The 24481-nt window shown below is 33.2% G+C and carries 22 protein-coding genes; 21 read left to right on the top strand and 1 reads right to left on the bottom strand.

All coding sequences use genetic code 11. The annotated features are described in order from the left end of the window. Nucleotides 1-383: 383 nt before the first annotated feature. Complete coding sequence (locus BJ095_RS16145; protein WP_107932867.1) at nt 384-2222, top strand: S-layer homology domain-containing protein; 1839 nt, start codon at nt 384-386, stop codon at nt 2220-2222. A 112-nt stretch (nt 2223-2334) separates the two neighbouring features. Further along, nucleotides 2335-3108, top strand: a complete 774-nt coding sequence (locus BJ095_RS16140) for a hypothetical protein (protein ID WP_107932868.1) — start codon at nt 2335-2337, stop codon at nt 3106-3108. Between the two features lie 29 nt (nt 3109-3137). Here BJ095_RS16140 and BJ095_RS16135 read toward each other — a convergent pair whose 3' ends face one another. Continuing rightward, nucleotides 3138-3638 (bottom strand): VanZ family protein, encoded by a 501-nt coding sequence (locus BJ095_RS16135; RefSeq protein ID WP_107932870.1) that lies wholly within the window; start codon nt 3636-3638, stop codon nt 3138-3140. 94 nt (nt 3639-3732) lie between these two features. Here BJ095_RS16135 and BJ095_RS16130 point away from each other — a divergent pair, with 94 nt between their 5' ends. From BJ095_RS16130 to BJ095_RS18875, 19 genes are all read left to right on the top strand, one after another. Further along, nucleotides 3733-4458 carry a YveK family protein gene (locus BJ095_RS16130; protein ID WP_107932872.1) on the top strand — a complete coding sequence of 242 codons (726 nt, stop codon included), beginning with the start codon at nt 3733-3735 and terminating at the stop codon, nt 4456-4458. 2 nt (nt 4459-4460) lie between these two features. Continuing rightward, a complete protein-coding gene (locus tag BJ095_RS16125) occupies nt 4461-5165 on the top strand; it encodes a CpsD/CapB family tyrosine-protein kinase (protein WP_107932873.1) in 705 nt (234 codons plus the stop codon). A 56-nt stretch (nt 5166-5221) separates the two neighbouring features. Next, on the top strand, nt 5222-5986 hold the full coding sequence (locus BJ095_RS16120; protein ID WP_107932875.1) for a tyrosine-protein phosphatase: 765 nt from the start codon (nt 5222-5224) through the stop codon (nt 5984-5986). Nucleotides 5987-6210: 224 nt separating this feature from the next. Beyond that, complete coding sequence (locus BJ095_RS16115; RefSeq protein ID WP_107932877.1) at nt 6211-8049, top strand: polysaccharide biosynthesis protein; 1839 nt, start codon at nt 6211-6213, stop codon at nt 8047-8049. Between the two features lie 43 nt (nt 8050-8092). Beyond that, nucleotides 8093-9370, top strand: a complete 1278-nt coding sequence (locus BJ095_RS16110; RefSeq protein WP_107932879.1) for a glucose-6-phosphate isomerase — start codon at nt 8093-8095, stop codon at nt 9368-9370. Nucleotides 9371-9408: 38 nt separating this feature from the next. Beyond that, nucleotides 9409-10293: a UTP--glucose-1-phosphate uridylyltransferase GalU gene (gene galU, locus BJ095_RS16105; RefSeq protein WP_107932881.1), complete on the top strand. Its 885-nt coding sequence runs from the start codon at nt 9409-9411 to the stop codon at nt 10291-10293. A gap of 246 nt (nt 10294-10539) precedes the next feature. Then, nucleotides 10540-10923 (top strand): prepilin-type N-terminal cleavage/methylation domain-containing protein, encoded by a 384-nt coding sequence (locus tag BJ095_RS16100; protein WP_181418101.1) that lies wholly within the window; start codon nt 10540-10542, stop codon nt 10921-10923. A gap of 889 nt (nt 10924-11812) precedes the next feature. Further along, nucleotides 11813-12442, top strand: coding sequence for a sugar transferase (locus BJ095_RS16095; protein ID WP_107932885.1), 630 nt, complete (start codon nt 11813-11815; stop codon nt 12440-12442). Next, nucleotides 12439-13326, top strand: a complete 888-nt coding sequence (locus BJ095_RS16090; protein WP_107932887.1) for an NAD-dependent epimerase/dehydratase family protein — start codon at nt 12439-12441, stop codon at nt 13324-13326. The genes BJ095_RS16095 and BJ095_RS16090 overlap by 4 nt, the downstream gene beginning before the upstream one ends. Continuing rightward, nucleotides 13307-14146 (top strand): glycosyltransferase, encoded by an 840-nt coding sequence (locus tag BJ095_RS16085; protein ID WP_235867696.1) that lies wholly within the window; start codon nt 13307-13309, stop codon nt 14144-14146. The genes BJ095_RS16090 and BJ095_RS16085 overlap by 20 nt, the downstream gene beginning before the upstream one ends. A gap of 5 nt (nt 14147-14151) precedes the next feature. Next, nucleotides 14152-15252, top strand: coding sequence for a glycosyltransferase family 1 protein (locus BJ095_RS16080; protein WP_107932889.1), 1101 nt, complete (start codon nt 14152-14154; stop codon nt 15250-15252). A 131-nt stretch (nt 15253-15383) separates the two neighbouring features. Further along, the gene (locus BJ095_RS16075) at nt 15384-16412 is read left to right on the top strand and encodes a glycosyltransferase (RefSeq protein WP_146223228.1); all 1029 of its coding nucleotides are present in this window, start codon (nt 15384-15386) and stop codon (nt 16410-16412) included. Between the two features lie 130 nt (nt 16413-16542). Then, on the top strand, nt 16543-17667 hold the full coding sequence (locus tag BJ095_RS16070) for an EpsG family protein (protein ID WP_107932893.1): 1125 nt from the start codon (nt 16543-16545) through the stop codon (nt 17665-17667). Nucleotides 17668-17909: 242 nt separating this feature from the next. After that, nucleotides 17910-19010, top strand: a complete 1101-nt coding sequence (locus BJ095_RS16065) for a glycosyltransferase family 1 protein (RefSeq protein WP_107932895.1) — start codon at nt 17910-17912, stop codon at nt 19008-19010. A gap of 113 nt (nt 19011-19123) precedes the next feature. Next, a complete protein-coding gene (locus BJ095_RS16060) occupies nt 19124-20095 on the top strand; it encodes a polysaccharide pyruvyl transferase family protein (RefSeq protein ID WP_107932897.1) in 972 nt (323 codons plus the stop codon). A 113-nt stretch (nt 20096-20208) separates the two neighbouring features. Continuing rightward, nucleotides 20209-21612 (top strand): lipopolysaccharide biosynthesis protein, encoded by a 1404-nt coding sequence (locus BJ095_RS16055; protein ID WP_107932899.1) that lies wholly within the window; start codon nt 20209-20211, stop codon nt 21610-21612. A gap of 86 nt (nt 21613-21698) precedes the next feature. Next, on the top strand, nt 21699-22721 hold the full coding sequence (gene galE / locus BJ095_RS16050) for a UDP-glucose 4-epimerase GalE (RefSeq protein ID WP_107932900.1): 1023 nt from the start codon (nt 21699-21701) through the stop codon (nt 22719-22721). A 66-nt stretch (nt 22722-22787) separates the two neighbouring features. Continuing rightward, entirely contained in the window at nt 22788-23612 is an 825-nt protein-coding gene (galU, locus tag BJ095_RS16045; protein WP_328589005.1) for a UTP--glucose-1-phosphate uridylyltransferase GalU, read from the top strand. 140 nt (nt 23613-23752) lie between these two features. After that, nucleotides 23753-23965 (top strand): hypothetical protein, encoded by a 213-nt coding sequence (locus BJ095_RS18875; protein ID WP_146223227.1) that lies wholly within the window; start codon nt 23753-23755, stop codon nt 23963-23965. Nucleotides 23966-24481 lie beyond the last annotated feature (516 nt).

Below are 24481 nucleotides of genomic sequence, written 5' to 3'. Positions count from 1 at the left end.
TTGACATTTGTCAAAGGAGTTTTTTTAATTCTACGAAAGTCTTTCATAACTCATATTTACCAATAATCTCCCTCCTTAAATAGCCAATTATCCTAGTGGAAAACTATCGTTTATGTAATAAAAGAAATAGATTAATACCAAAATGCCTATTAGTTTCAAATTTTTATAGTAAAAAGGGGTAGAAATAGTGTATTGTATATAATTGGAATTATATTTTTTGGAAAATGAGGTTGTAAGTGTAATTTCTATGAAAATTTACAAGATAGTGAATTTCATTACATTATACTTGAAAAGAATTACAATACAGGTATATATTTCATAATTTTGTATGGTATTATTATACGTATAATTTTATGAGGTTTCGTATAAGGAGGAAATAGACATTGAAAAACAATACTAGTAAAAAACTATTTAATGTAGCACTTGCTTCAGCGATGGTAGCAGGATCAGTAGTTGCAATTGCACCAACAGCTACTGAAGCGGCAAATGTGAGCTTTAAAGATCTAGATTCAAGTAATTCACACTACACTACGATTATGCAATTGGTAGAACGCGGGATTGTTAAGGGCTATGAGGATAATACATTTAAACCTGGGCAAGCGGTAAATCGTGCTCATGCAGCATTGATTTTAGCAAACATTTTAGATTTAGATACAGAAAATGTAACAGATCCAAAATTTAAAGACGTTCCCAAAACACACCCCTACTATGGTTCGATTGCTGCATTAGCAAATGCTGGAATTATTAAAGGGTTTGAAGATGGTACTTTTGGCACTACGAAAACTTTATCGAGAGGTCAAATGGCTGTTATTATTAAAAATTCATTTGAACTTGAAGCGGGGAATGCAACAACACCTTTCAAGGATATTTTAAACCACGATTATAAAGAACAAATTACTGCCCTTTATGCAAATGGTGTAACAGTAGGTACAACACCAACTACATACGGCGCTGCTTCTAAAGTGACTCGTGGTCAATTTGCAACATTCGTGGTAAGAGCAGAAGAAGCAAGAGAGAAAAATGCAGTAGAAGCATTTGTAGAAATTAAAGATGGTCAAATTGTTACGACTAAAGGTACATATGCAATTGAAGGAGATTTAGCAAAAGTATTTAACGCTGCAAACGCTGCTGCATTAAAAGGTGCTAAAATCGACTTTAAATTTGCTGAACAAACAGCAGCATTAGCTTCTTTAGAGAGAGTAGCAGCAACACCTACTTCAAAAAGAATCCTTGGAATTGCAAGCCTTACATTAGTTGCTGGAAATGCAACATTTGATGCGGGTGGCTATTCGATTCCAGAAGTAACAATCAGCGGAAATAATGTAAAAGTAAACAACGTAAAAGCTGACAAACTAACAATTGCAGATAAATTAACAGTAAGCCTAACAGGTGTTGAGGCAAAAGAAGTTGCAGTTTCAGCAACTACTAAACTAACACTTGATGCTACATCAAGCATTGGGAAACTAGTTTTACCAGAAGGCAAAGACGTTAAAGAGGTAATCTCTAACTACGAGCAGGTCAAAGATCAAATTAAAGAATTAGTGACAAAAGATGCAAATGGAAATGAAAAACCATTTGAACCAACTCCTGAAACACCAAATCCAGGGGTACCTGGTCTACCACCGTCTACTGATACAATAAATGCAGAATCAGCTAAAACGGATGCTACTAGTCTAGTAAATGCATTGTATAACGGATTTGGACAAACATATACAAACATCGCTGTTATCACACCGGGTACCCCAACAGTGAAAAAAGCTGATGGTACAGTTGCAACTAATGGTAGTAATACTAGTGTAGATTTTAAAGACCCTATTGTTATTAATGATGATTCAAAAAGCCAAGTAGATACAAAATTAGCAACTATTAAAAATAGTATAAGTCGTGATGTTCTTAAAGAAAATGTACTATCAAAAGTTGCAGCAACAATGTTATCCCTAACAGAAGCTAATATTAACAATATTGATTCAGTATATGTAGGAAATGTGAAATTAAATAGTGCGAACATTACTAAAGATAATTATTATACAGAGCTATCATCATCTCTAACTACGAATGTTGTAGCTGATACGTTATCAGAGATTACAGGACTAACACATGCTATTGCTGGAGATTTATCAGTTGCTGATTATTTCGCAGGTTCTTTTGCAAAATCAGCTACATTAAAAGTTACTTTCGATGATAGCAGTTCATTAGAATACGCTATTACTATCCAACCGTAATTTGATAGTCTAAAAGTATTGAATCTATCAATTCCCCAGAACAGGGTGTTCTGGGGAATTTCAATGATAATGCATCATTACCAAGTTTTGCTAATGGAGGAAGAGACTCCTTATGGAAAAGAAGAGAAAAAGAAAGATACGTAAGAAAAAGAAGAAATGGTTGCTTTATGTATCGCTAGTTATCGTTCTTCTGGCAGTGCTCGGTGGTGGGTATGCGCTATACGAGTTTAAGTTTAAAACCTATGATATTGCTGATGAAAAGGTAGATGAACTGATTGAAGACAACTATGTTATTGAACTACCAGATGGTAAGGAAATAACAGTAGATAAGGATGGCAATATTTTAGAGGAGGTTTCTGGGGAGCTTGTATCTAATTCGGATGCTACTTCGCAAAACCCGAATACGTCATCGTCTTCAAACTCAGGAAACGCAGAAACAGCTACTCAAAATAACGGCAATTCGTCAAATGACCAAGCAAGTACAGGGACGGGTTCATCGACAAACCCAACAGCCCCTGCTACTACAGAAAAACCAACAGTAAAGTCGATTAAAGCGAAGTATACGCCCTCATTAGAAGCTTTAGAGGCTCAGGCAAATTCACGAATCAATGGACTTATTGAGAACGCAAAAGCCGAGTATTCTACGAAAAAAGCAAATGGTGAAAGTATCAGTATCGGTTATTTCTATAACAAATACATGGCGGCTGCTAATGGACTTGAAGCGAGTACAGATGCAACTTTTAATACTATCGTCGGTATTATTGAAAAAGACCTAGTGTCAAACGGCTTCGATAAGTCACATGCACAAAGCTTTAGAACGGAATACGAAGCGATGAAGCAAGCTCGTCGGGATAATATCCTAAGCCAAGTAAAAGGCGCATTATAAAAAGGAAAGCGTAGAACGAATGCTTTCCTCTAACTAAAACTATGTTTTCCTATTTTTTTCATCTTGCCAAGCAACCAACGAACAGCAGCATAGCTACCTATAAAAAAGAAGGCACCGGCCATATCGAGCCTGACATCTCGGAATGATGGTGTTCTACCACCGGTGATGGATTGATGATATTCGTCTAAACAAGCACAAATGAAAGTTAAAAGGATAGAAAAAGTGAACCTGCGAACTGGTTTCCATTTACTCAATAATAAAAACCAAGTAAGTCCCACTAATCCAAATAAAACAAAATGTGCACCCTTTCTTATAAAAAATTCGATGAACTTATAATAGCCGCGGCTTTCAACGGAAATAACCCCGTTCCCATACGAAACCTGGATACTCTCCAAGGAGCTTTCCATCGGTTTGTCTGGCAGCCAATGCTCTAGGTTCTCGATCAGTGACTGCTCCTCGTAGGTTTGGCTAGAAGAAAGAAATAAAAATCCTAACAAAATAACTAACAGCAAATAGAGTGAATTTTTCATATGTCAATTTTACCTATAAATTCCAAAAAAGCAATTTATATACTCTGTTTAAATTATGAAAATGATGCTGCAATTGTCAAGAGGAGATGACCAAGTGGAAGAAACAATTAGCTTACAAGATATATTCAAAATTATTAAGAAACGACTCGTTCATATTGTAAGCATTACAATTATTGCTGCCTTGATTGCTGGGGTAATCAGCTTCTTTTTACTGACACCGATTTACCAAGCATCGACACAAATTCTAGTGAACAAAGAATCTACTGATCAACAGGCTATTCAAACTCAGGATATTCAGGCCAATTTACAGCTGATCAATACCTACAATGTCATTATTAAAAGTCCAGCCATCCTTTCAAAAGTAATTGATACATTGGATTTAAACCTAACTCCGACAGAGCTAACAAATAAAATTACAGTGGCAAGTCAAGATAACTCACAGGTCGTTAATGTCAGCGTACAAGACGAAAATCCAGCTATTGCTGTAGAAATTGCGAACACGACTGCTGAGGTATTCCAAAAGGAAATTCGGGAACTTATGAATGTAGACAATGTGAATATTCTATCTCCAGCAGTACTTAGTGAAAATCCTTCACCGGTAAAGCCAAATAAAATGCTTAATGTTGCAATTGGGGTAGTAATTGGATTAATGCTTGGTTTGGGATTAGCTTTCCTTTTAGAATACTTAGATACGTCTATCAAATCTGAGCAAGATGTTGAGGACATTTTAGGTCTGCCGATTATCGGTATTGTAAGTCCAATACCAGACGATCAACCAGTTACAACTTCGAATCTTTCGCGTAGAGGCAGGGGGAACTAAGGATGTTTAAGAAAAAGAACAAAAAATCAAACTCAATGGCACGTAAAATTGTCGTAGCAACGAATCCAAAATCCATTAACTCTGAGCAATATCGTACGATTCGAACAAATATCAATTTCTCTATGCCAGACCAAGAGTTACGAACGCTTCTGGTTACTTCTGCATCACCTTCAGAGGGAAAATCTACTACAGCATCCAATATTGCTGCAGTCTTTTCTCAAGAGGGCAAGAAGGTACTACTAGTGGATGCGGACATGCGTAAACCTACTACGCATCATACCTTCAAAATCAGAAATACACATGGCCTATCTAGTATTCTAACTAGACAATGTGAAGTTCATGAAGCGGTACAACCAACAGATATTGAAAACCTATATATCTTGCCAAGTGGTCCAATTCCACCAAACCCTGCTGAACTATTAGCTTCAAAAAATATGGAGGCTGTTAAAACTCGCTTATTAGAAGACTATGATCTACTAGTATTTGATACACCACCAATTCTATCAGTAGCAGATGCTCAAATCGTTTCGAACAAAACAGATGGAACAGTATTGGTTATCAATACGGGGAAATCTCAAAAAGAGAGTGCCTTAAAAGCAAAAGAACTATTAGAAGCAGCAAAGGCTAATGTCCTTGGTGTTATTTTAAACAACTTTAAAATTGAAGATAGTCACTATTACTATTATTACTACGGAAGCGAGGAGTAAAAGACACGAGTGTCCTTTACTCTCATTTCTTTACATATGAAAGGGAGGATAAGAGAATGATAGATATGCATAGCCATGTATTATGGAATGTCGATGATGGCCCTAAAACACTAGAAGAATCCATTCTATTATTAGAACAGGCTTCAAGAGAAGGTATCACTGATTTAATCTCCACCTCTCATAGTTTTCATCCTCAATATAACGCAAAATTCGACATGGTTAGCGAGCAAATCGAGCAATTACAACTAGAACTAACTAATAGAAACATTCCGTTAACCCTCTACACAGGGCATGAAGTTCGTTTAAATGAAAAGCTTTTGTCCCTCATGCAAGTTGGGCAAATCCACAATCTAGCAAGCTCAAACTATATACTATTGGAATTACCCTCAAGCCACATTCCAGCCTATACAAAAAATATCATACATACATTAGCGCTAGAAGGGATTACGCCAATCATTGCGCATCCAGAAAGAAATAAGGGGATCGCAGAAAAGCCCGAAAGATTAGAACGTTTGATACGTGAAGGGGCTGTAGCACAGATTACAGCAGGGAGCTTAGCAGGCCATTTTGGTAAATCCATTCAAAAGCTCTCCCTCGATTTAGTCCGTGCAAATCTAGTCCATACGTACGGGTCAGATGTTCATAATTTATCGACAAGACCATTTCTATTTGAAGCAGGCTTAGCTTATTTAGAGAAAAAGAACGAGTTAGACTCCGTCGATATGCTATTGCAGAATAATAAAAACATCATTACAAATGAGCCGTTTATACTTTTTGAACCAGAAGAAGTAAAAAAACGGAAATGGTGGAGCTTATCATAAATAGCAGAAATTTGTCGTAAAATGTCGTCTTCAATTCATATAATTGTAGTAAAAGACCTATTATTATGGAATTTGATTAATTTTCTGTAAAAAAATAGTCAAATTTACATTTACCTCTTTTCAACTTCCAGCAAAATGGTATAATAAGTTTGTTACTTTTAGATTAGTAAATTTAATATTCATAAATAATAAACTGACTATATAGGTGAAAAGAGGTAAATGCTATGAATTATAAACAACGATATACAGCCTTCTTTATTTTAGACTCATTCATTGTCCTAACGGCAATCTTCTTTTGCTATTGGCTATTACATCCTTCATCTACTATATTTTCTAATACGATAATCCTGATTTCTTCAATTACTCTATTAATTAGTCACCATATCGCGGCTCACTTTTTCCATCTATATGACCGTATATGGAGTGTGGCTTCTGTACGAGAATTATTAACGATCTTCTATGCCGTAACAATATCCCTCATAACAGCAAGTGCGGTTCAGTTTGTTGTAAGTGGGGATATGTACGTGCGACTTATGGCCATCACTTGGCTACTCCATATTGTAATGATTGGCGGCTCGCGATTTGCACTAAGAATTGCCCACGATCGAACAACCATTAAAGCGAATGGTGATCTGAAAAGTGTGCTAATTGTCGGAGCGGGACAAGCAGGTACAATCCTGGCTCGAAGCATGCATAACAATCCTTCCCCACAATATAAACCAGTTGCTTTTGTAGATGATGATCCTACCAAACAACAGCTTACTCTAATGGGCATTAAGGTTTGTGGAACAACACAGGACATTCCACGTATTGTTGAAGAGAAAAAAATAGAAGAGATTATCTTGGCCATTCCGTCTCTTGGTAAATTTGGTATTCATGATATCTATGAAATTTGTTCGAAGACAAATGCAAAGGTCAAGATTATGCCGAAAGTCGAAAATGTCTTAACAGGGAATGTATCTGTCAATGATATGCAGGATGTAAAGATAGAGGATTTACTTGGGCGTGATGAGGTGGAGCTAGACATGATCGCCATTTCTCAAAAATTGACGAACAAGGTGATTTTAGTCACAGGGGCTGGTGGTTCCATCGGTTCAGAGATTTGTCGTCAGGTTCTAAAGTTCCAGCCGAAAAAGCTTCTTCTTTTAGGGCATGGTGAAAACTCTATTTACACTATTCACATGGAGTTAATAGAAAATAAGGCAAGCGAAGGAATTGAAATCATTCCAATTATTGCAGACATTCAAGATAGAGAGAGAATATTCGAGGTAGTGGGCTCCTATTTACCCGATGTAATCTATCATGCAGCAGCACATAAGCACGTGCCACTTATGGAGTACAACCCACGAGAAGCCATTAAAAATAATGTGTTTGGTACAAAGAATGTAGCCGATGCAGCGAACGAATACGGAGTTTCCAACTTTGTCTTAGTATCAACAGATAAAGCCGTGAATCCACCGAATGTGATGGGTTCAACGAAGCGTATTGCAGAAATGATTATTCAGAATCTTGCGACAAGGAGTAATACAATCTATGCCGCTGTCCGTTTCGGTAACGTTCTAGGCTCGCGTGGTAGTGTTGTACCTCGCTTTAAAGCTCAAATTGCAATAGGTGGACCAGTAACCGTAACACATCCAGATATGACAAGATACTTTATGACAATCCCGGAAGCATCTCGCCTTGTATTACAGGCGGGAACACTTGCAAAAGGTGGCGAGGTATTCGTTCTAGATATGGGTGAGCCAGTCAAAATTGTTGACCTGGCAAGTAATCTAATCCGTCTATCTGGTTACACAAAAGATGAAATCCAAATTCAATTCTCTGGCATACGTCCAGGAGAAAAAATGTACGAAGAACTACTTCAACCAGAAGAGATTCAAGAAGAGCATATCTATCCCAAGATTCACGTCGGGAAAGCTATTGCGTTAGAAACAGAAGCACTCCATGAATTACTAGTAAATTTACAGTCTCTTGATATAGACGATGTGAAGGAAGAAATAGTTTCAGTAGCAAATAATAAATGGCAGATTCGTGAGCATACAGCCATCAAAGTACCAGTCTAAAAGAATGACCTATCAATCTTAAATTCTGAAAAGAGGGAAGAGCGTGGCAACACAATTACTACAAACAACAATTTTGAATGAACAATTCTTGAAAATTGACTATTCACAATACACTTCATCTGTCGCAGCGATTCACCGACATTTAGAAGAGTCAAAGGATGAGCTAACTGGCTGGTTAAACACTCCTTTAGAAGATAATCAGGATCTCATCAACTCAATACAGACTATTGCCAATGAGATCAAAGTAAACGCTGATGTACTAATTGTCATCGGAATTGGCGGTTCTTACCTAGGAGCAAAAGCTATTCAAGATGCATTAACACCATACTTCGGGAAGCAACCGAATGGAATTGAAGTCATCTATGCTGGTCAAAACATGAGCGGTGCTTACATCCATCAGCTCTTAAATAGTCTCGAAGACAAAGAGGTTTACATCAATGTCATTTCAAAATCCGGTTCAACAATGGAGCCTGCATTAGCCTTCCGTGTACTTCGTCAATATATGGAGGAACGCTATGGAGTAAGTGCAAGTGAGCGAATTATCGTAACAACAGATGCCGAAGCAGGCTTACTAAGAGATATCGCCATAACTCACAGCTATCGTCAGTTCGTTATTCCATCAAATATCGGTGGGAGATACTCAGTCTTAACTCCAGTAGGTCTATTACCAATTGCAGTTGCAGGTATAGATATTAAGCAACTACTTGATGGTGCTAAGGAAGCTGCCATGCTATTAAAAGAAGGAAATCTAGAGCAAAATGAAGCCTATCGATATGCAGTGATTCGTCATGCATTATATTCCCTTGGCTATAAAGTGGAGCTACTTGCTTCCTTTGAACCAGCATTAGCCAACTTCCATGACTGGTGGAAGCAATTATTTGGTGAAAGTGAAGGAAAAGACCAAAAGGGACTATTCCCTGCAACCGTAAATTACTCAACAGATTTACATGCCATTGGCCAATTCATCCAGGATGGAAGCCCGATTCTTTTTGAAACATTGCTTCATTTTCATGAGATAACAGATGATTACCAAGTTCCTTATGATGTAAGAGACGAGGATCGATTAAACTATTTAACAAATAGTAGTTTTAACTATATAAATGCAACCTCGAAACAAGGAACAGCTATAGCCCATGCAGAGGGTGGTGTGCCGGTCATCCAATTGGAGCTAGAAAAACTAGATGCCTATCACTTAGGTTACTTAATCTATTTCTTTATGAAAGCATGTGCCATGAGTGCTTATTTAATAGAAGTAAACCCATTCGACCAACCTGGTGTAGAAGCATACAAAAAGAAAATGCTTGAACTCTTAAATGCATAAAACATAAAAATGTAGACTCGAAAGGATGACTATTTAATATGAAGAAAGTCAAAAAAGCCATTATTCCTGCAGCAGGTTTAGGAACAAGATTCTTACCAGCAACAAAAGCGATGCCAAAGGAAATGCTACCAATTGTAGATCGTCCAACAATCGAATATATAGTTGAAGAAGCTATTGCTTCTGGAATTGAAGATATAATCATCGTTACAGGTAAGGGAAAACGAGCAATTGAAGACCACTTCGATCGCAATTTCGAGCTAGAAGCTAATTTAATAGAAAAAGGAAAGCTAGATTTATTAGAAAAAGTGAATCAATCATCAAAAGTTGAAATCCACTATATCCGTCAAAAAGAACCCAAAGGATTAGGCCATGCCGTATGGTGTGCACGTAATTTCATTGGGAACGAACCATTTGCAGTACTACTCGGAGACGATATTGTACAAGCAGAAACTCCTTGTACGAAACAATTAATTGATCAATATAACGAAACAGGTTCATCAGTCATTGGTGTTCAAACAGTTTCAACTGAGGAAACTCATCGTTATGGTATTATCGATCCAATTTCATCAAATGAAAGACTTTATGAAGTAAGTAACTTTGTAGAGAAACCAAAACAAGGATCAGCTCCATCAAATCTTGCAATTATGGGGCGCTATGTACTAACTCCTGAAATATTTGAATTTTTAAACCTTCAAGAAACTGGGGCAGGTGGAGAAATCCAACTAACGGATGCCATCCAAAAATTAAACGAGAGCCAAAAAGTATACGCCTATGATTTTGAAGGCAAGAGATACGATGTGGGTGAAAAAATTGGCTTTGTAAAAACTACGATTGATATGGCACTTGAAAATAAAGAAATACGTAATGAACTTTTTGAGTATTTGCAAGAAAAGATTAATGAATTAAGTATCACAATTAAATAGAGATTAAATAATAGGTGACCGCCTTCTTACCTTTATCAATGGAGGCACTCGATTAAGCTGTGGGTTGCAATAACATCTTAGATACGCCTGTTGTTATTAGTGTGATGTGAGGGAGGGGTGGATGCCAGGAGGTTTATAGTGAATCATGATTTTATTGAGTAATTATAAAACACTAAATTAAGTATCAAAACGCCTTCCTAATGTAACTCTATATTTGTTGATAGTGAAAATAGAGGTGAGGTAATATTGAGAATATCTAACGAAATATTAAAAAGTAAAATTGATACAAAAGGATATACTTTAATAGAATTGATAGCTGTACTTGTATTACTAGGGGTTATAGCATTAATAGCCATACTGAGTGTTGCGAAGCGTATAGAAAAAGCAAAAGAAGAAGTGTGTAAATCATATCGTATGGAAATAAGTCAAACATATAAATTGCAATTACAGTTTGATGACCTGGAACATAACGAAATTTCATTTAATACATATCTGTTAGAAATCGATGGTACACCTTGTCCAGAAAATGGGAAACTAGTTTACAAAGATGGGGTGATTCTTTGTAATATACACTCTGAGGTAAATGATTTTGATTATAAAGATGAGAATGATGTAATTCCTTTTTTGTAAGATATTCATAATAAACTCTGATGTGAAAATAATAGCATGTCTTGTGGGAGTGTATGTTCGTTAATTTTATATTTAGGTTTTTTAGAATTAATATTAAAAAACTAGATTGTTGAAAGATGGTTTTTGTTTATTGAAAAACTCACTAATGATTGAATTATAGTGAGGGACTGAGAATGATATGTAACTAAGCACAATATATTGTGCTATTTTAATTGAAAAATCGGATAAAAAATGCAATACCGGGATTTTTCTATATAACATAGTATCATTTTGTAAATATATAAAGATTAAACGGGTAAAAATCGAGTGTTTTAAATTTGTAAAACGTTGAATTAGCGAGGTTTTTGATAAACGAAAAAAATTGAATGGTCATTGGGAAGTCAGAATGATTAATAGATGATCACTATATGTTGTGTGAATTTTAATATAAAATCAGTAAAAAAATACAATATATGGGTTTTGTCTATATAGCATAGTATCATTTTGTTAATATATAAAGATAAAATGGCTAAAAACAGGTATTTTGAGTTTAGAAAACGTTGATTTGGCGGGGTTTTTAACACCTTAAAGTATGGAAAAATATTGAATGGAGTTAAGGGACTGACTATCGTGGTTAGATTGAACGCTAGAAACCTTGTGGGATAAGGGTTTAATGCGTTTTTAGTGAGATTTTTAGATTGATTGAATGATATATATAATACGAAGAAACTCGGTTTAGAGTGGTAAATGCAAAAATATCTATTTCGTATTTGTTTGTTAGATTGAATAGATATTACGAGGTGAGTATCAGAAGTAGATAACAATTTTAGTGGTTTAGTAGTTGGTTGGAGGTAAATCTTCTAATTAAGTCCTAATCTACTAAAGAACATATTTTAAGGAGTGTAGATAGATGTATATGAAGGTCAAAAGATTGATAGATATTATTCTTTCTTTAATAGGACTTATTGTCTTATCACCCATTTTTTTAATTCTAATAATTGCTATCAAGATTGATTCAAGAGGCCCCGTTTTGTTTAAGCAAAAACGTATAGGAATCAACAAGTCTCATTTCAATATATTGAAATTTCGTACCATGAGAATAGATACGCCGAAGGACACTCCAACTCACTTATTAGGTAACCCAGAACAATACATTACTAAAATGGGTAAGTTTTTAAGAAAGACTTCTCTTGATGAACTACCTCAAATTTGGAATATCTTTGTTGGACAAATGAGTATTATTGGTCCAAGACCTGCATTGTGGAATCAGTACGATCTTATTGCTGAACGAGATAAATATGGTGCTAATGATGTTCCACCTGGATTGACTGGATGGGCTCAGATTAATGGTAGGGATGAGCTTCCTATTGAGATTAAGGCTAAGTTGGATGGAGAGTATGTTGAAAGAATTAGCCTTTGGATGGATATAAAGTGCTTCTTTGGGACCATCGTAAGTGTTGTGAAGAGTGATGGTGTTGTTGAAGGTGGAACTGGTGCTAAAAAAGAGGTTGCTAGTAGTAAGGAGAGCATTTCTAAATGAAAAAGATACTTATAACAGGAAAAAGCAGTTATGTTGGTGTAAGCATGTTGAAATGGCTTGAAAATTATCCTGATAAATATTCGATAAATTCTATTAGTTTAAGGAACAACTCATGGAAAGAAATGGACTTCTCAGAGTATGATGTTGTATTTCATGTAGCAGGGATAGCACACGTCTCATCGGATCCAAAAATGGAAGACCTGTATTATAAAGTGAATCGAGATCTTACAAGAGAAACTGCTAATAAGGCTAAAGCTGATGGTGTTAAGCAATTTATTTTTATGAGCAGCATTATTGTGTATGGGGATAGCAGTAGTGATAGAAGGGTTATTGATAAAAATACAGTACCTAAACCGAGTAACTTTTATGGAAATAGCAAGCTAAAGGCAGAAGATGACATTAAGCCTTTAGAAAGTGATACTTTCAAAGTAGTTATTATTAGGCCACCAATGATTTATGGAAGAAGATCTAAAGGCAATTATCCAAAGTTGGCAAAAGCGGCTCAATTACTACCTATTTTTCCTGATATTGAAAATCAGCGAAGTATGCTTCATATTGATAATCTTTGTGAGTTTATTAAATTAATGATTGATAATGAAGAAAGTGGTTTGTTCTGCCCTCAAAATATAGAGTATGTGAATACAAGTGAAATGGTTAAAATTATAGCAGAAGTACACGGTAAAAAAATATTGGTGACAAAAATATTTAACGGTCTATTGAGGTTAATAGGTACGAAAGTAGGGTTGATTAATAAAGTATTTGGTGATTTGGTTTATAGTAAGTCAATGAGTGATTACGATAGGGGAAATTATAGGATTAGGGACTTAAGAGAATCAATTTTAGTTACTGAGGGGGCTGAGCAATTTGACAGAAAGAAAATATAGCGTGCTAATGTCAATATATTACAAGGAAAACCCAATATATTTTAGAACAAGTATTGAAAGTATGTTATCCCAGACATTAAAGCCTGATGAAATTGTTATTGTGAAGGATGGAAAACTAACTGAAGAATTAGATAAAGTTATAGATTATTATGTTTTAAGAGAACCCAATTTATTTAAAATTATTCCTTTAGAAAATAACATAGGTCTAGGGTTAGCACTTAATAAAGGATTAGAAAAGTGTAGAAATGAATTAGTTGCTAGAATGGATACAGATGATATTTCGTTAGAAAACCGTTGTGAGTTACAGGTTAATGAATTTATGAAAAATAGTGAGTTATGTATCTGTGGTACTATGATAGATGAGTTTTATGATGAATCAGAAAATATTGTAAGTTCTAGAATAGTTCCAACAAAACATGAGGATATTGTGAAATTTTCAAGGCGTAGAAGTCCTTTCAATCATCCAACCGTTATGTATAAAAAATCTGAAGTACTAAAGTATGGTGGATATCATGATGTTAAGAGGAAAGAGGATATAGATCTTTTTGGAAGGATGTTAAATCACGGATGTATAGCTATGAACATAGAACAATCCCTTTTATTATTTAGATCAAATGAAGATAACTTTAAGCGAAGAAAGAGTTGGGATAACTGTAAAAGTTATATTGCTGTTATCTATGATTTTTGGAAAAAAGGGTATTCTGGAACTTATGATTTAATAGTTGTCATTATAGGACAGTTTCTAATGTTTTTTTCCCCCATATGGGTATTGAAGTTACTTTCAAATAACCTCCTAAGAAAGAAAGTAGAAAGGAATTAATAGCTATGGAGCCAGTTCGAATTTTACAATTTGGAATGTCACCTAATCCAGGTGGAGTTGAAAGTTTTATAATGAATTATTACAGGAATATCGATCGTGATAAGGTACAATTTGACTTTGTGAAAATGTATAATCAAATCGCATATGAGGAAGAAATCGAGTCCTTAGGAGGTAAAATTCACAATATAAGTTTCTTTAAGAACCATCCAATAAGAAATTATTATGATATAAGGAAACTAATAAAAAAGCAGAATTACAAAATAGTTCATGTTAATATGCTATCGGCAGCATATATTATTCCGCTTATTGCTGCAAAAAAAAGTGGTGTTAACTATATAATTGCTCATTCGCATAATTCCTCAACTTCTCCAGGCTTAGTACGAAATTTGCTTAACTTCTTAAATAAGTCAAAGTTACAAAGAAATGCTAACCACTTTTTTGCATGCTCAACACTTGCAGGAAACTGGATGTTTGGAAATGCTAGTAAACAAGGTATAAATATAATTAATAACGCTATTGATGTATCACAATATAAATATGATTCTAGTATTAGAGCTAAATTGAAAAAAGAATTAAATTTGGAAGGTAAATTTGTTATTGGACATGTTGGGCGGTTTCAATATCAAAAAAACCATGAATTTTTAATTGATATATTTAGTGAAGTTCATAAAAGGGATTCCAATGCATTTTTACTGCTTGTGGGTGACGGAGAATTAATGGAAAATATGAAGAAAAAAGTCAATTTATTAGGAATTTCTGACGCAGTAAAATTCCTTGGGAAACGCTCAGATGTTAATGAGTTGATGAATTGTATGGATATATTTTTATTACCTTCACATTATGAAGGTCTACCAGTTGTAGCTGTTGAAGCTCAGACTTCGGGATTAAGATGTATTCTATCTGATGTTATAACTACTGAAACTAATATATCGGGTCAAGTTGAATTTATGAGCTTAAAGTTGTCAGCTCAAGAATGGGCAGAACAAATTTTGTCTAATCAATTTAAGAATGATAGAGAAAATGCTTATAAAAAAACTATAAATGCAGTTTATGATATTAAGAGTTCAGCAAAAAGTCTAGAGGATTTTTATCTTAGCTTTGAATAAGGGATATACAATAATCAATTGACCATGTATTTGAGATAAAATAAAAATGAGGTGTAAATTTGAAAGTTCTTCACATTACATCACTTGATAATAGGAAATCGAATGGAATTTCCGTTGTTGTACCAGAACATGTGAAAAATCAGAGTGAAATCGATGAAGTTGCTATGCTCAATTGTTCAAATATACAATTGCAAATCCCTGAAGATGAAATTAATTACAAGGTTTTTACCAATAAAGATTGTCCAGATGGAAATTTAACAAAACTACCTAAACCTTTTAATAGACCAGATATTGTTATTTTTCATGGTGTATATTATATATATTACTGCAAAGTTTTTAAATATCTTATTAAAAATAGTATTCCATATGTTATAGTTCCGCACTCTAGTTTGACTTCTTTTGCTCAACGAAAAAAACGTATGAAGAAACTGATAGGTAATTATATACTTTTTAATAAGTTTATAAAGAATGCTAATGCTATACAGTATCTTACGATAGAGGAACAGCGAATGTCTTCAACTTGGAAGAAAGGTTCATTTGTTTGTGGTAATGGAATGACTTTACTCTCTAACTCACTTAAAAAGGTATTCCCGGAGAAGGATGACTTTCACCTTGTTTTTGTAAGTAGACTAGATCCTTATCAAAAAGGGCTTGATATTCTACTGGAAGCATGTAATTCTATTTCTAATTTGATGCGTGAGAAAAATATAAGTCTAACAATTTATGGGCCTGATGATTGTGGTGGTGAAAAAATAGTTAAAGACTTAGTCGTTAATTATCAGATAGACGATTTAGTAACAATAGCTGGTCCAGTATATGGTGCTGAAAAACATAAAATACTAACTGAAGCTGATGTTTTCGTATTAACATCAAGATTTGAAGGACAACCACTTGCTGTAATGGAAGCACTGGCTATAGGATTACCCGTTCTTTTAACACCAGGGACAAATATAGCAGACGATGTTGTGGAAAATAATTGTGGCTGGAAAGCTGAGTTATCGGTGGATAGTATAGCAGAGAAGATAATAGAAGCATATAATAGCAGACATTTATTAACACAACTCTCAACAAATGCTATTAACTACTCAAAAACAACTTTTTCATGGGATATTATAGCTCAAAAAACAATAGGGCATTATAAGGAACTGATAGAGAAATGATTAAGAAAAATTATATAATATTAGATAGACATATGGAAATCTAGAATCAAATACAATACTATTTTGGAGGGTATTAAGAAAAATCATAATTGCATATTATATATAATGTGCAACATTTGGCGGGGATTGTATGTGGTTACATTACTTTTTGATAGTTTATATATTAGTACTAGGGTTAACTTTGGGTTTGGGAAGACAGATAAAACAAAAAAATATCGTATATTTAACACTAACGTTTGGATTATTTACACTTTTAGCTGCTCTAAGATCAAGTATTGTGGGAAATGATACTGATGTATATATAAGCCTTTTTAATAGTATTTCATTGACTGGTGATGTATCAAACTTTTTCTGGAGATATGAAAAGGGCTATCTTTATTTAAATAAATTGCTTAGTCTAATAACAACTAATCCACAAATAATAATTATTATTTCAAGTATAATTATAATGTATGGATCAGCAAGGTATATATATAAATATTCCCAAATCCCTTGGTTAAGTGTTTTTTTGTTTTTTACATTAGGATATTATGGAATGTCGATGAATACTATTAGACTTAATATTGCCATTGTTATTGTCTTACTCTCGTATGATTTTCTTAGAGAAAGAAGGCTTGTTAAGTTTGTTATAACAGTGATTCTTGCATCACTTTTCCACAGAACAGCAATAGTATTTTTATTGGCTTGGCCAATTACAAAATTAAAGTTTAATTTTAAAACAGCCTGTATTTTAATACTTTTAAGTATGGGATTATTTATTTCATTTCCAATAATTTTACAAGTAGCACTAAATATTTTTCCTACTTATCAGTACTATGTAGGTTCAGATTATTTAAATGGTGAAATAAGATTAGCAAGTGTAATGAATTTGCTAGTTGGTTTGAGTATTGTGTTGTTAGGTATTTTTACAAATTTCCATAAGGAAAGTGAAGCGAAAAATCCGTTTAATATTGGGCGATTTGAAAAAATAAATGATGGAAAAATAATGCTGCTACTGCTGGTTTCTGGTGTGTTAGTTACTTTCATATCATTTAACTTTAACCTTCTCGATAGAGTTGGTGATTTCTTTCTTGTTTTTTCATGCGTTTATTTACCTAATGCGATAAATAAAATTTACGATGGCAAATTAAAAGTTTTAATTATTTTTGTTGTTGTTATTTTATTTATTCTTTATTCCACAACAATCCAGATATTACGCCCAGAATGGAATACAATATATCCCTATGAATTTTTCTGGTCCACTAATATTAATTAATTTAATTGAAATAATAAACTGCATGTTTTTGTCTTTTTACTAGCTATTAGTAATTGCCCTTTTTTAAAATAGTCAACGAGAAAGTAGTAACGGAGGTTTCCGCAATACTTATCAATAGGTAAAAGCTTTAATTGATACTATGAACCCAAATAAATTCTTACAAGACTAAATAATTTAGAGACTTACTAGACTGGAAAATCAGTTGAATGTAAGCACTAAATATATAAACGAGGAGATTTATCATGAGAGTGTTACATGTAGTTGGAAGTATGAACAGAGGCGGTATAGAATCCTTTCTAATGAACGTATATAGAAATATAGAAAGGTCAAAGTTACAGTTTGATTTTGCAGTTCATACAAAAGATAAATGTGCTTTTGATGATGAAATAGAAGCATTAGGTGGAAAAATCTATCGAATAACCCCTAGGAATAAGAGTATTATTCAGAATAATAAAGACTGGGATAATCTTTTTAAAACTCATTCAGATATTAACGTTGTTCATCAACATGTATCATCGCTTACTTATGTTAGCCCTTTAAGGATTGCTAAGAAGAATGGTGTGCAAAATTGTATTGTTCATTCACATAATATTCAGGCAGAGAGTAGGCTTCATTATGTATTTCACTTATTGAATAGTAGGTATATAGATAAATATGCTAATTATTATTTTGCATGTTCAAATAACGCAGCAAAATGGTTATATGGCAAATCAAAAGTGAAAAGTAATAATATTCAACTAGTTAAAAATGCTATTAATATTGAAAATTTTTTATTTCAAAATGATAAGAGATGCGATTTCAGAAGCAATCTTTCCTTAAATGAAGGTGAAATTGTTATTGGACATGTAGGTCGGTTCTCCGAACAGAAAAATCATAAGTTTCTTATCGATATATTTGAAAAAATTTCAGAAAAAGTAAAAAATGCGAAGTTACTATTAGTTGGAATTGGATCTTTAGAAAAGGATATTAAGTATTACGTAAAAGAAAAAAAACTTGACAGTAATGTTATGTTTTTAGGTAATAGATCAGATGTAGCTAATATAATGCAAGCTATGGATATCTTTTTATTACCTTCATTGCATGAAGGCTTGCCGTTAGTTTTGGTGGAGGCACAAGCTTCAGGGCTAATGTGTTTTGTTTCTAGTGAGGCTGTATCTAATGAAGCAAAAATTACTGAAACATATAAGTCAATTTCATTAGAAAAAAACGCCGAGCATTGGTCAAATGAAATAATAAAATCCTTATATTATAAAAGAAAAGATACAAGTGTTTTTGTTAGAAAGGCAGGTTATGAAATAAAAAATGAGGCTTTAAATCTACAAAATTTTTATTTGAATTTGTAATCAACAAATGAAATTTTTTTATAATAAAATATTCACAATCTAAAGTATGAAAAAATGATTATTTTTTATAGTAACAGGATTCGAATTAAATTTAGAAGTTGGGAGATTAAGATATGAAGAAGATTACCATCTTAGATACTTCGGTAGGAACTTTAAACATGGGTGATGAGATAATTGTAGATTCAGTAAATAGAGAGTTAAAAAAATTGTTTAAAGAGAGAACCATGTATATAAAACTACCGACACATGAAAGAATCAGTAGATACAGTCATCGTATAATAAATGATAGCAATTTTTCTTTTGTGGCTGGTACTAATTTGCTATCATCCAAACATAATTTGATTAGAGGAAACCAATGGAGAATAAATCTTTTAGACGCCAATAAGTTTAAAAATGTTATTTTAATGGGAGTTGGTTGGAATAATTACCAGGACAACCCAAATTTTTACACTAATTTAGTTTATAAAAAGGCTTTAACAGAGGATTATTTCCATTCAGTAAGGGATAGTTATACAAAAGAGAAATTGAAGTCAATTGGCATAACAAATGTCCATAATACGGGATGTCCAACTATGTGGGAATTGACTAAGGAACATTGTAGTGGCATACCAAAAAAGAAGGCTGAAAGTGTAGTTTTTACCTTAACAGACTATAATAAAAATCCTGAAAAGGATAGCAAAATGATTGAAATATTAAATAAAAACTACAATAAAGTATACTTTTGGATCCAAGGATCAGAGGATTATGAATATGTAAATAGCTTATCAAACTCTGTTATTTTTGTTAATCCTACTTTAAGAAGTTACGATGATTTATTAGAATCAGATGAAGACTTAGATTATGTAGGGACAAGATTGCATGCAGGTATCAGAGCCATGCAGAAAAAGAGAAGAAGTATAATAATTGGAATTGATAATAGAGCTTTGGAGAAACAAAAAGATTTCAGTATAAATGTATTGGAAAGAGATGATATTTCAAATCTAGAGGTGCTTATAAATAATGATATATTAACTGATATTAATTTAAATATGGATTCTATAAATGCATGGAGAGAACAATTTTTTACTCATGAATCCTTAGTATAAATTACTTTTATTATTGACATAAATATTGTAATTCCTAATTGTATATAGATATTTGTATATTAATATAAATATGATTAAAACCATTAATTTAGTAAGGTTGTTGTTTAGAAAAAATGAACATATATAAAAAGTTGATTAATAATTCACTTATTTTTGCTGTAGGAAACTTGGGATCGAAATTAATTGTAATATTTTTAGTTCCTCTTTACACATATAATTTAACAACTAGTGAATTTGGTATGGTAGATTTATTGACAGCAACCATTAGCCTATTGTTGCCAATCTTCACACTTAGTGTATCTGATGCTGTATTAAGATTTGTAATGGATAAAAATTACGATAAGCAAGCTGTATTAATTAATTCATTGGTTGTAATATTTATTGGTTTTATCTTATTAATTACAATTTATCCTATTTTAATAATTATAATTCCCTTTCACGATTATATTTTATATTTTTACATTTTAATGTTATCTCAGTCCATTTTCGTTACCTCAACTCAATTTATTAGGGCTAAGGGAATGTCTAAATTATTTGCTGTAAGTGGTATCGTAAATGCATTAATATTGTTAATTTGCAATATATTGTTTTTAGTAATTTTAAATATGGGTATTATTGGTTACTTGGTATCTCTTATTGTCGCATTTACACTAAGTAGCTTTTTTGTGTGCTTTGCGGGTCAAGTTAAACGGGACTTGGATTTTAAAAAGGTTAATATCAAATTATTAAAAGAAATGTTGCAATATAGTATACCTTTAATGCCAAATGCAATAATGTGGTGGGTTATGGGGTTATCAGATAGGTATATTGTCACGTATTTCTTAGGAGCAAGTGCAAATGGACTTTATGCTGTTGCTAATAAGGTGCCAAGCCTATTGAGTATGGCTAATGGAATATTTTTTCAAGCATGGCAGATGTCTGCTATAGAAGAAGCTGAATCAAAGGATAAATCAAAATTCTTTACGAATGTTTTTAATGTTTTTTCTATATTTATGTTAGTTTTAACTTCTTTTATTTTAGTACATCTAAAGTTTGTTATGGGATTTTTTGTGAGTGGTGATTTTTACCTGTCATGGCAGTATGTACCTTTCTTATTACTAGGGGTAGTATTTTCAAGTTTTTCTGGATTTTTAGGTACAAATTATATTGCTGCAAAAAAAACATCTGGTGTATTTAAAACGTCAGTTATTGGGGCAATTATAAATATAGTTATAAATTTAACATTGATTCCTATAATTGGTATAAACGGTGCTGCGATTGGAACAATGCTTAGTTTTGCTATAATTTGGTTATTGAGAATTAACGATACTAAGGAATTTGTAAGCATAAAATTAAATATAAGCAAATTATTGTTAACTTTATCTACTATTATAACTCAAATCTTTGTATTATATATGAACTGTAAATTTGAGTATCTTATCCAAATGTGTCTATTTTTCTTAATAATATTAATTAATTTCAATGAATTTAAACTAATTACACAAAAGGTAAAAATAGTTGTAAAGAAAAGGTTTTAGAGTTGAGATTAATTAAGTTATTGTTTATCTTGCAATTTAAAATTTAAAGTGTTTCGGTTGTGGAAATTAAGCGAGGAGGCTATTTTATGTCTATCTTAATAACTGGTGGAGCAGGATACATTGGTTCTCATACAGTAAGATATTTTTTAGAGCAGAATGAAGATGTTGTTGTTATAGACAACTTGCAGAGTGGTCATAGAAACGCAGTTAATATAGAGCACTTTTATGAAAATGATATTAGGGACCAAGAGGCTTTAGATAGAATATTTAAAAGACATGATATTGAAGCAGTTATACATTTTGCAGCCAACTCTTTAGTTGGCGAGAGCATGAAAAAACCTTTTGAATATTACCATAACAATGTATATGGCATGATGTGTCTTTTAAATGTAATGAAGGATAACAATGTTAATAAAATTGTATTTTCTTCAACAGCAGCAACTTATGGTGAACCCATGAATATTCCTATACAAGAAGAGGATGAAACTAATCCAACTAACACCTATGGTGAAACTAAACTTGCAATGGAAAAGATGATGAAATGGTTTGAGCAAGGTTATGATATTAAGTATGTATCTCTGAGATACTTTAATGCTGCTGGAGCCCACCGTAGCGGAGCGATAGGAGAAGACCATAATCCAGAAACACATCTTATTCCTTTAATTTTGCAGGTTCCATTGGGCAAACGAGATAGGATTTATATGTTTGGTGATGACTACTCTACAATAGATGGTACTTGTGTAAGGGATTATATTCATGTAATGGATCTAGCATCAGCTCATTATTTGTCATTGGAATATTTAAGAAGCAATCACTCTAGTAATATTTTTAATTTAGGAAATGGAAACGGATATTCAGTTAAAGAAGTGATTGATGTAGCAAGAAAGGTAACTAACCATACGATTCCAGCAGAAGTAAAAGAAAGAAGAGCGGGAGATCCAGCCGTTTTAATTGCTTCATCAGAAAAGGCTAAAAATGTTATAGGTTGGAGTCCGAAATTTGACTCTTTAGAGAAAATCATTGCTGATGCCTGGAACTGGCATGTTAATAATCCAGAGGGATATACTCAAAAATTTTCAAAGGAGAGTGTAAGAGGTGCAAGTACGTAAAGCGATTATACCAGCGGCAGGACTTGGGACCGATTCCTACCAGCAACAAAAGCGCAACCAAAGGAAATGTTACCAATTGTGGACAAGCCTACACTTCAATATATTATTGAAGAAGCGGTGGAATCAGGTATTGAAGAAATCCTAATTATTACTGGTAGAAACAAAAAGAGTATTGATGACCATTTTGATAAATCTGTAGAACTAGAATTTGAGTTAGAGGTAAAAGGTAAGTATGAGTTATTGGAAGAAGTGAGGAAAATATCTGATTTGGTAAACATTCATTTTATCCGTCAGAAAGAACCTAAAGGATTAGGGCATGCAATTTATTGTGCTAAAAGCTTTATAGGAAATGAACCGTTTGCTGTTATGCTGGGTGATGATATTGTTGGAAATGATAAACCTTGTTTACAACAAATGACGGAAATGTATGAAAAATATAAGACTACTATTTTAGGAGTTCAAGAGATCCCACAAGCAGATGTTAGTAAATATGGTGTAGTTTATGGAAAGCAAATCGAGGATTCAGTATACAAGGTTAACGGATTAGTAGAAAAACCAGCAGTAGAAGAAGCTCCATCTAATCTAGCCATACTTGGTAGATATGTAATTACCCCTGTTATTTTTGACATCTTAGAACAGACTGAGCCAGGAAAAGGTGGAGAAATTCAACTCACGGATGCCTTAAAGGTGTTGGCACAGAAAGAAGCAATGTATGCCTATACCTTTGAAGGTAGAAGGTATGACGTAGGTGATAAGCAAGAATTCTTGCAAGCAACAGTCGAATTTGCTCTTCGAAGAGAAGATTTACGTAAAGAGTTTTTAAACTATCTAGTAAAAACTATTGAAAAAGAAACAAAGGAAGAAAGAATAGAAGAAACTATTGGTGTATAATTGCAGATAGATATATAAATAGGGAATTTAGTGAAGCGGTTCTTAAAGTCATTCGAAAAGCAACTCAAGAAAATGCATTTATAGATTTACTGGAAGAGGATATAAAAGATTGTATTGACCTAATCATTACACTCCAGCTAATGCAGTATGAGCCAGTGGAAGAAATCGTCCATGAGTATAGATTACATGCTGTGTATGCTTTAAGTAGTCACGCAATCCTCTATACTAAAAATACAAGGATGCTGACACAGCTTGAAGAAATATATCAAATCGATCACTATGTAAAGAACTTGTCTTATGAACAGAAAGCCGAATTGAATGAAAAAGTGAGCAAGCTGTATTTAGAGAATTGATAGTAATTTCTCCACCATATTTGAATGATTGTCAAAAGTAGGGAGTACTTGAATTCAGACAGCAGCTGCTAGTAGAGTTGGATTTTATATAATCATCGGAGTTTATATCGCACTCAAGTGTTTTAATATAAAAGAATAATAATTATATATTCATAAAATTTGAAATAAATAGTTGACGATTATCTTTGAATATATTATTCTATAGAAGGTATATCTTTTGTCAGATGCTAAATAACTAATTTAATTTAGAATCTTGATAAAAGGAAAACATCTTTCGATTTCGAAAGGTGTTTTTTTCTTGTTATGGCTTTTTACTTAGCAAGTTCTTACTCTGCTAATTTTTGCTATGACCAGATATGTTTATAGTTACGTAAACTATCTACATTAGAAAATAAAATGACAAAAAGGCTCATCTCCGAATTAAAGTGTACCCTTTGTAAAGGACATTTTTAAAAAGACTCTGGGGAATTAGGCAACTTGAAGAAGATGATGACTGTATTGTGCAGGCGTCATCTT

Origin of the sequence: Ureibacillus chungkukjangi (assembly GCF_003217295.1) — a bacterium.
Classification (GTDB): domain Bacteria; phylum Bacillota; class Bacilli; order Bacillales_A; family Planococcaceae; genus Ureibacillus; species Ureibacillus chungkukjangi.
Note: the sequence above shows the minus strand (reverse complement) of the source record. Positions and strands in the feature narration are given on the sequence as shown.

Bases quoted from the DNA above. Each gene is read 5' to 3' on its own strand.
- galE (WP_107932900.1), top strand. From the start codon at position 21,699: ATGTCTATCTTAATAACTGGTGGAGCAGGATACATTGGTTCTCATACA.
- BJ095_RS16080 (WP_107932889.1), top strand. From the start codon at position 14,152: ATGGAGCCAGTTCGAATTTTACAATTTGGAATGTCACCTAATCCAGGT.
- BJ095_RS16060 (WP_107932897.1), top strand. From the start codon at position 19,124: ATGAAGAAGATTACCATCTTAGATACTTCGGTAGGAACTTTAAACATG.
- galU (WP_328589005.1), top strand. From the start codon at position 22,788: ATGTTACCAATTGTGGACAAGCCTACACTTCAATATATTATTGAAGAA.
- BJ095_RS16070 (WP_107932893.1), top strand. From the start codon at position 16,543: ATGTGGTTACATTACTTTTTGATAGTTTATATATTAGTACTAGGGTTA.
- BJ095_RS16140 (WP_107932868.1), top strand. From the start codon at position 2,335: ATGGAAAAGAAGAGAAAAAGAAAGATACGTAAGAAAAAGAAGAAATGG.
- BJ095_RS16055 (WP_107932899.1), top strand. From the start codon at position 20,209: ATGAACATATATAAAAAGTTGATTAATAATTCACTTATTTTTGCTGTA.
- BJ095_RS16090 (WP_107932887.1), top strand. From the start codon at position 12,439: ATGAAAAAGATACTTATAACAGGAAAAAGCAGTTATGTTGGTGTAAGC.
- BJ095_RS18875 (WP_146223227.1), top strand. From the start codon at position 23,753: ATGCAGTATGAGCCAGTGGAAGAAATCGTCCATGAGTATAGATTACAT.
- BJ095_RS16065 (WP_107932895.1), top strand. From the start codon at position 17,910: ATGAGAGTGTTACATGTAGTTGGAAGTATGAACAGAGGCGGTATAGAA.
- BJ095_RS16120 (WP_107932875.1), top strand. From the start codon at position 5,222: ATGATAGATATGCATAGCCATGTATTATGGAATGTCGATGATGGCCCT.
- galU (WP_107932881.1), top strand. From the start codon at position 9,409: ATGAAGAAAGTCAAAAAAGCCATTATTCCTGCAGCAGGTTTAGGAACA.
- BJ095_RS16115 (WP_107932877.1), top strand. From the start codon at position 6,211: ATGAATTATAAACAACGATATACAGCCTTCTTTATTTTAGACTCATTC.
- BJ095_RS16095 (WP_107932885.1), top strand. From the start codon at position 11,813: ATGTATATGAAGGTCAAAAGATTGATAGATATTATTCTTTCTTTAATA.
- BJ095_RS16125 (WP_107932873.1), top strand. From the start codon at position 4,461: ATGTTTAAGAAAAAGAACAAAAAATCAAACTCAATGGCACGTAAAATT.
- BJ095_RS16135 (WP_107932870.1), bottom strand. From the start codon at position 3,638: ATGAAAAATTCACTCTATTTGCTGTTAGTTATTTTGTTAGGATTTTTA.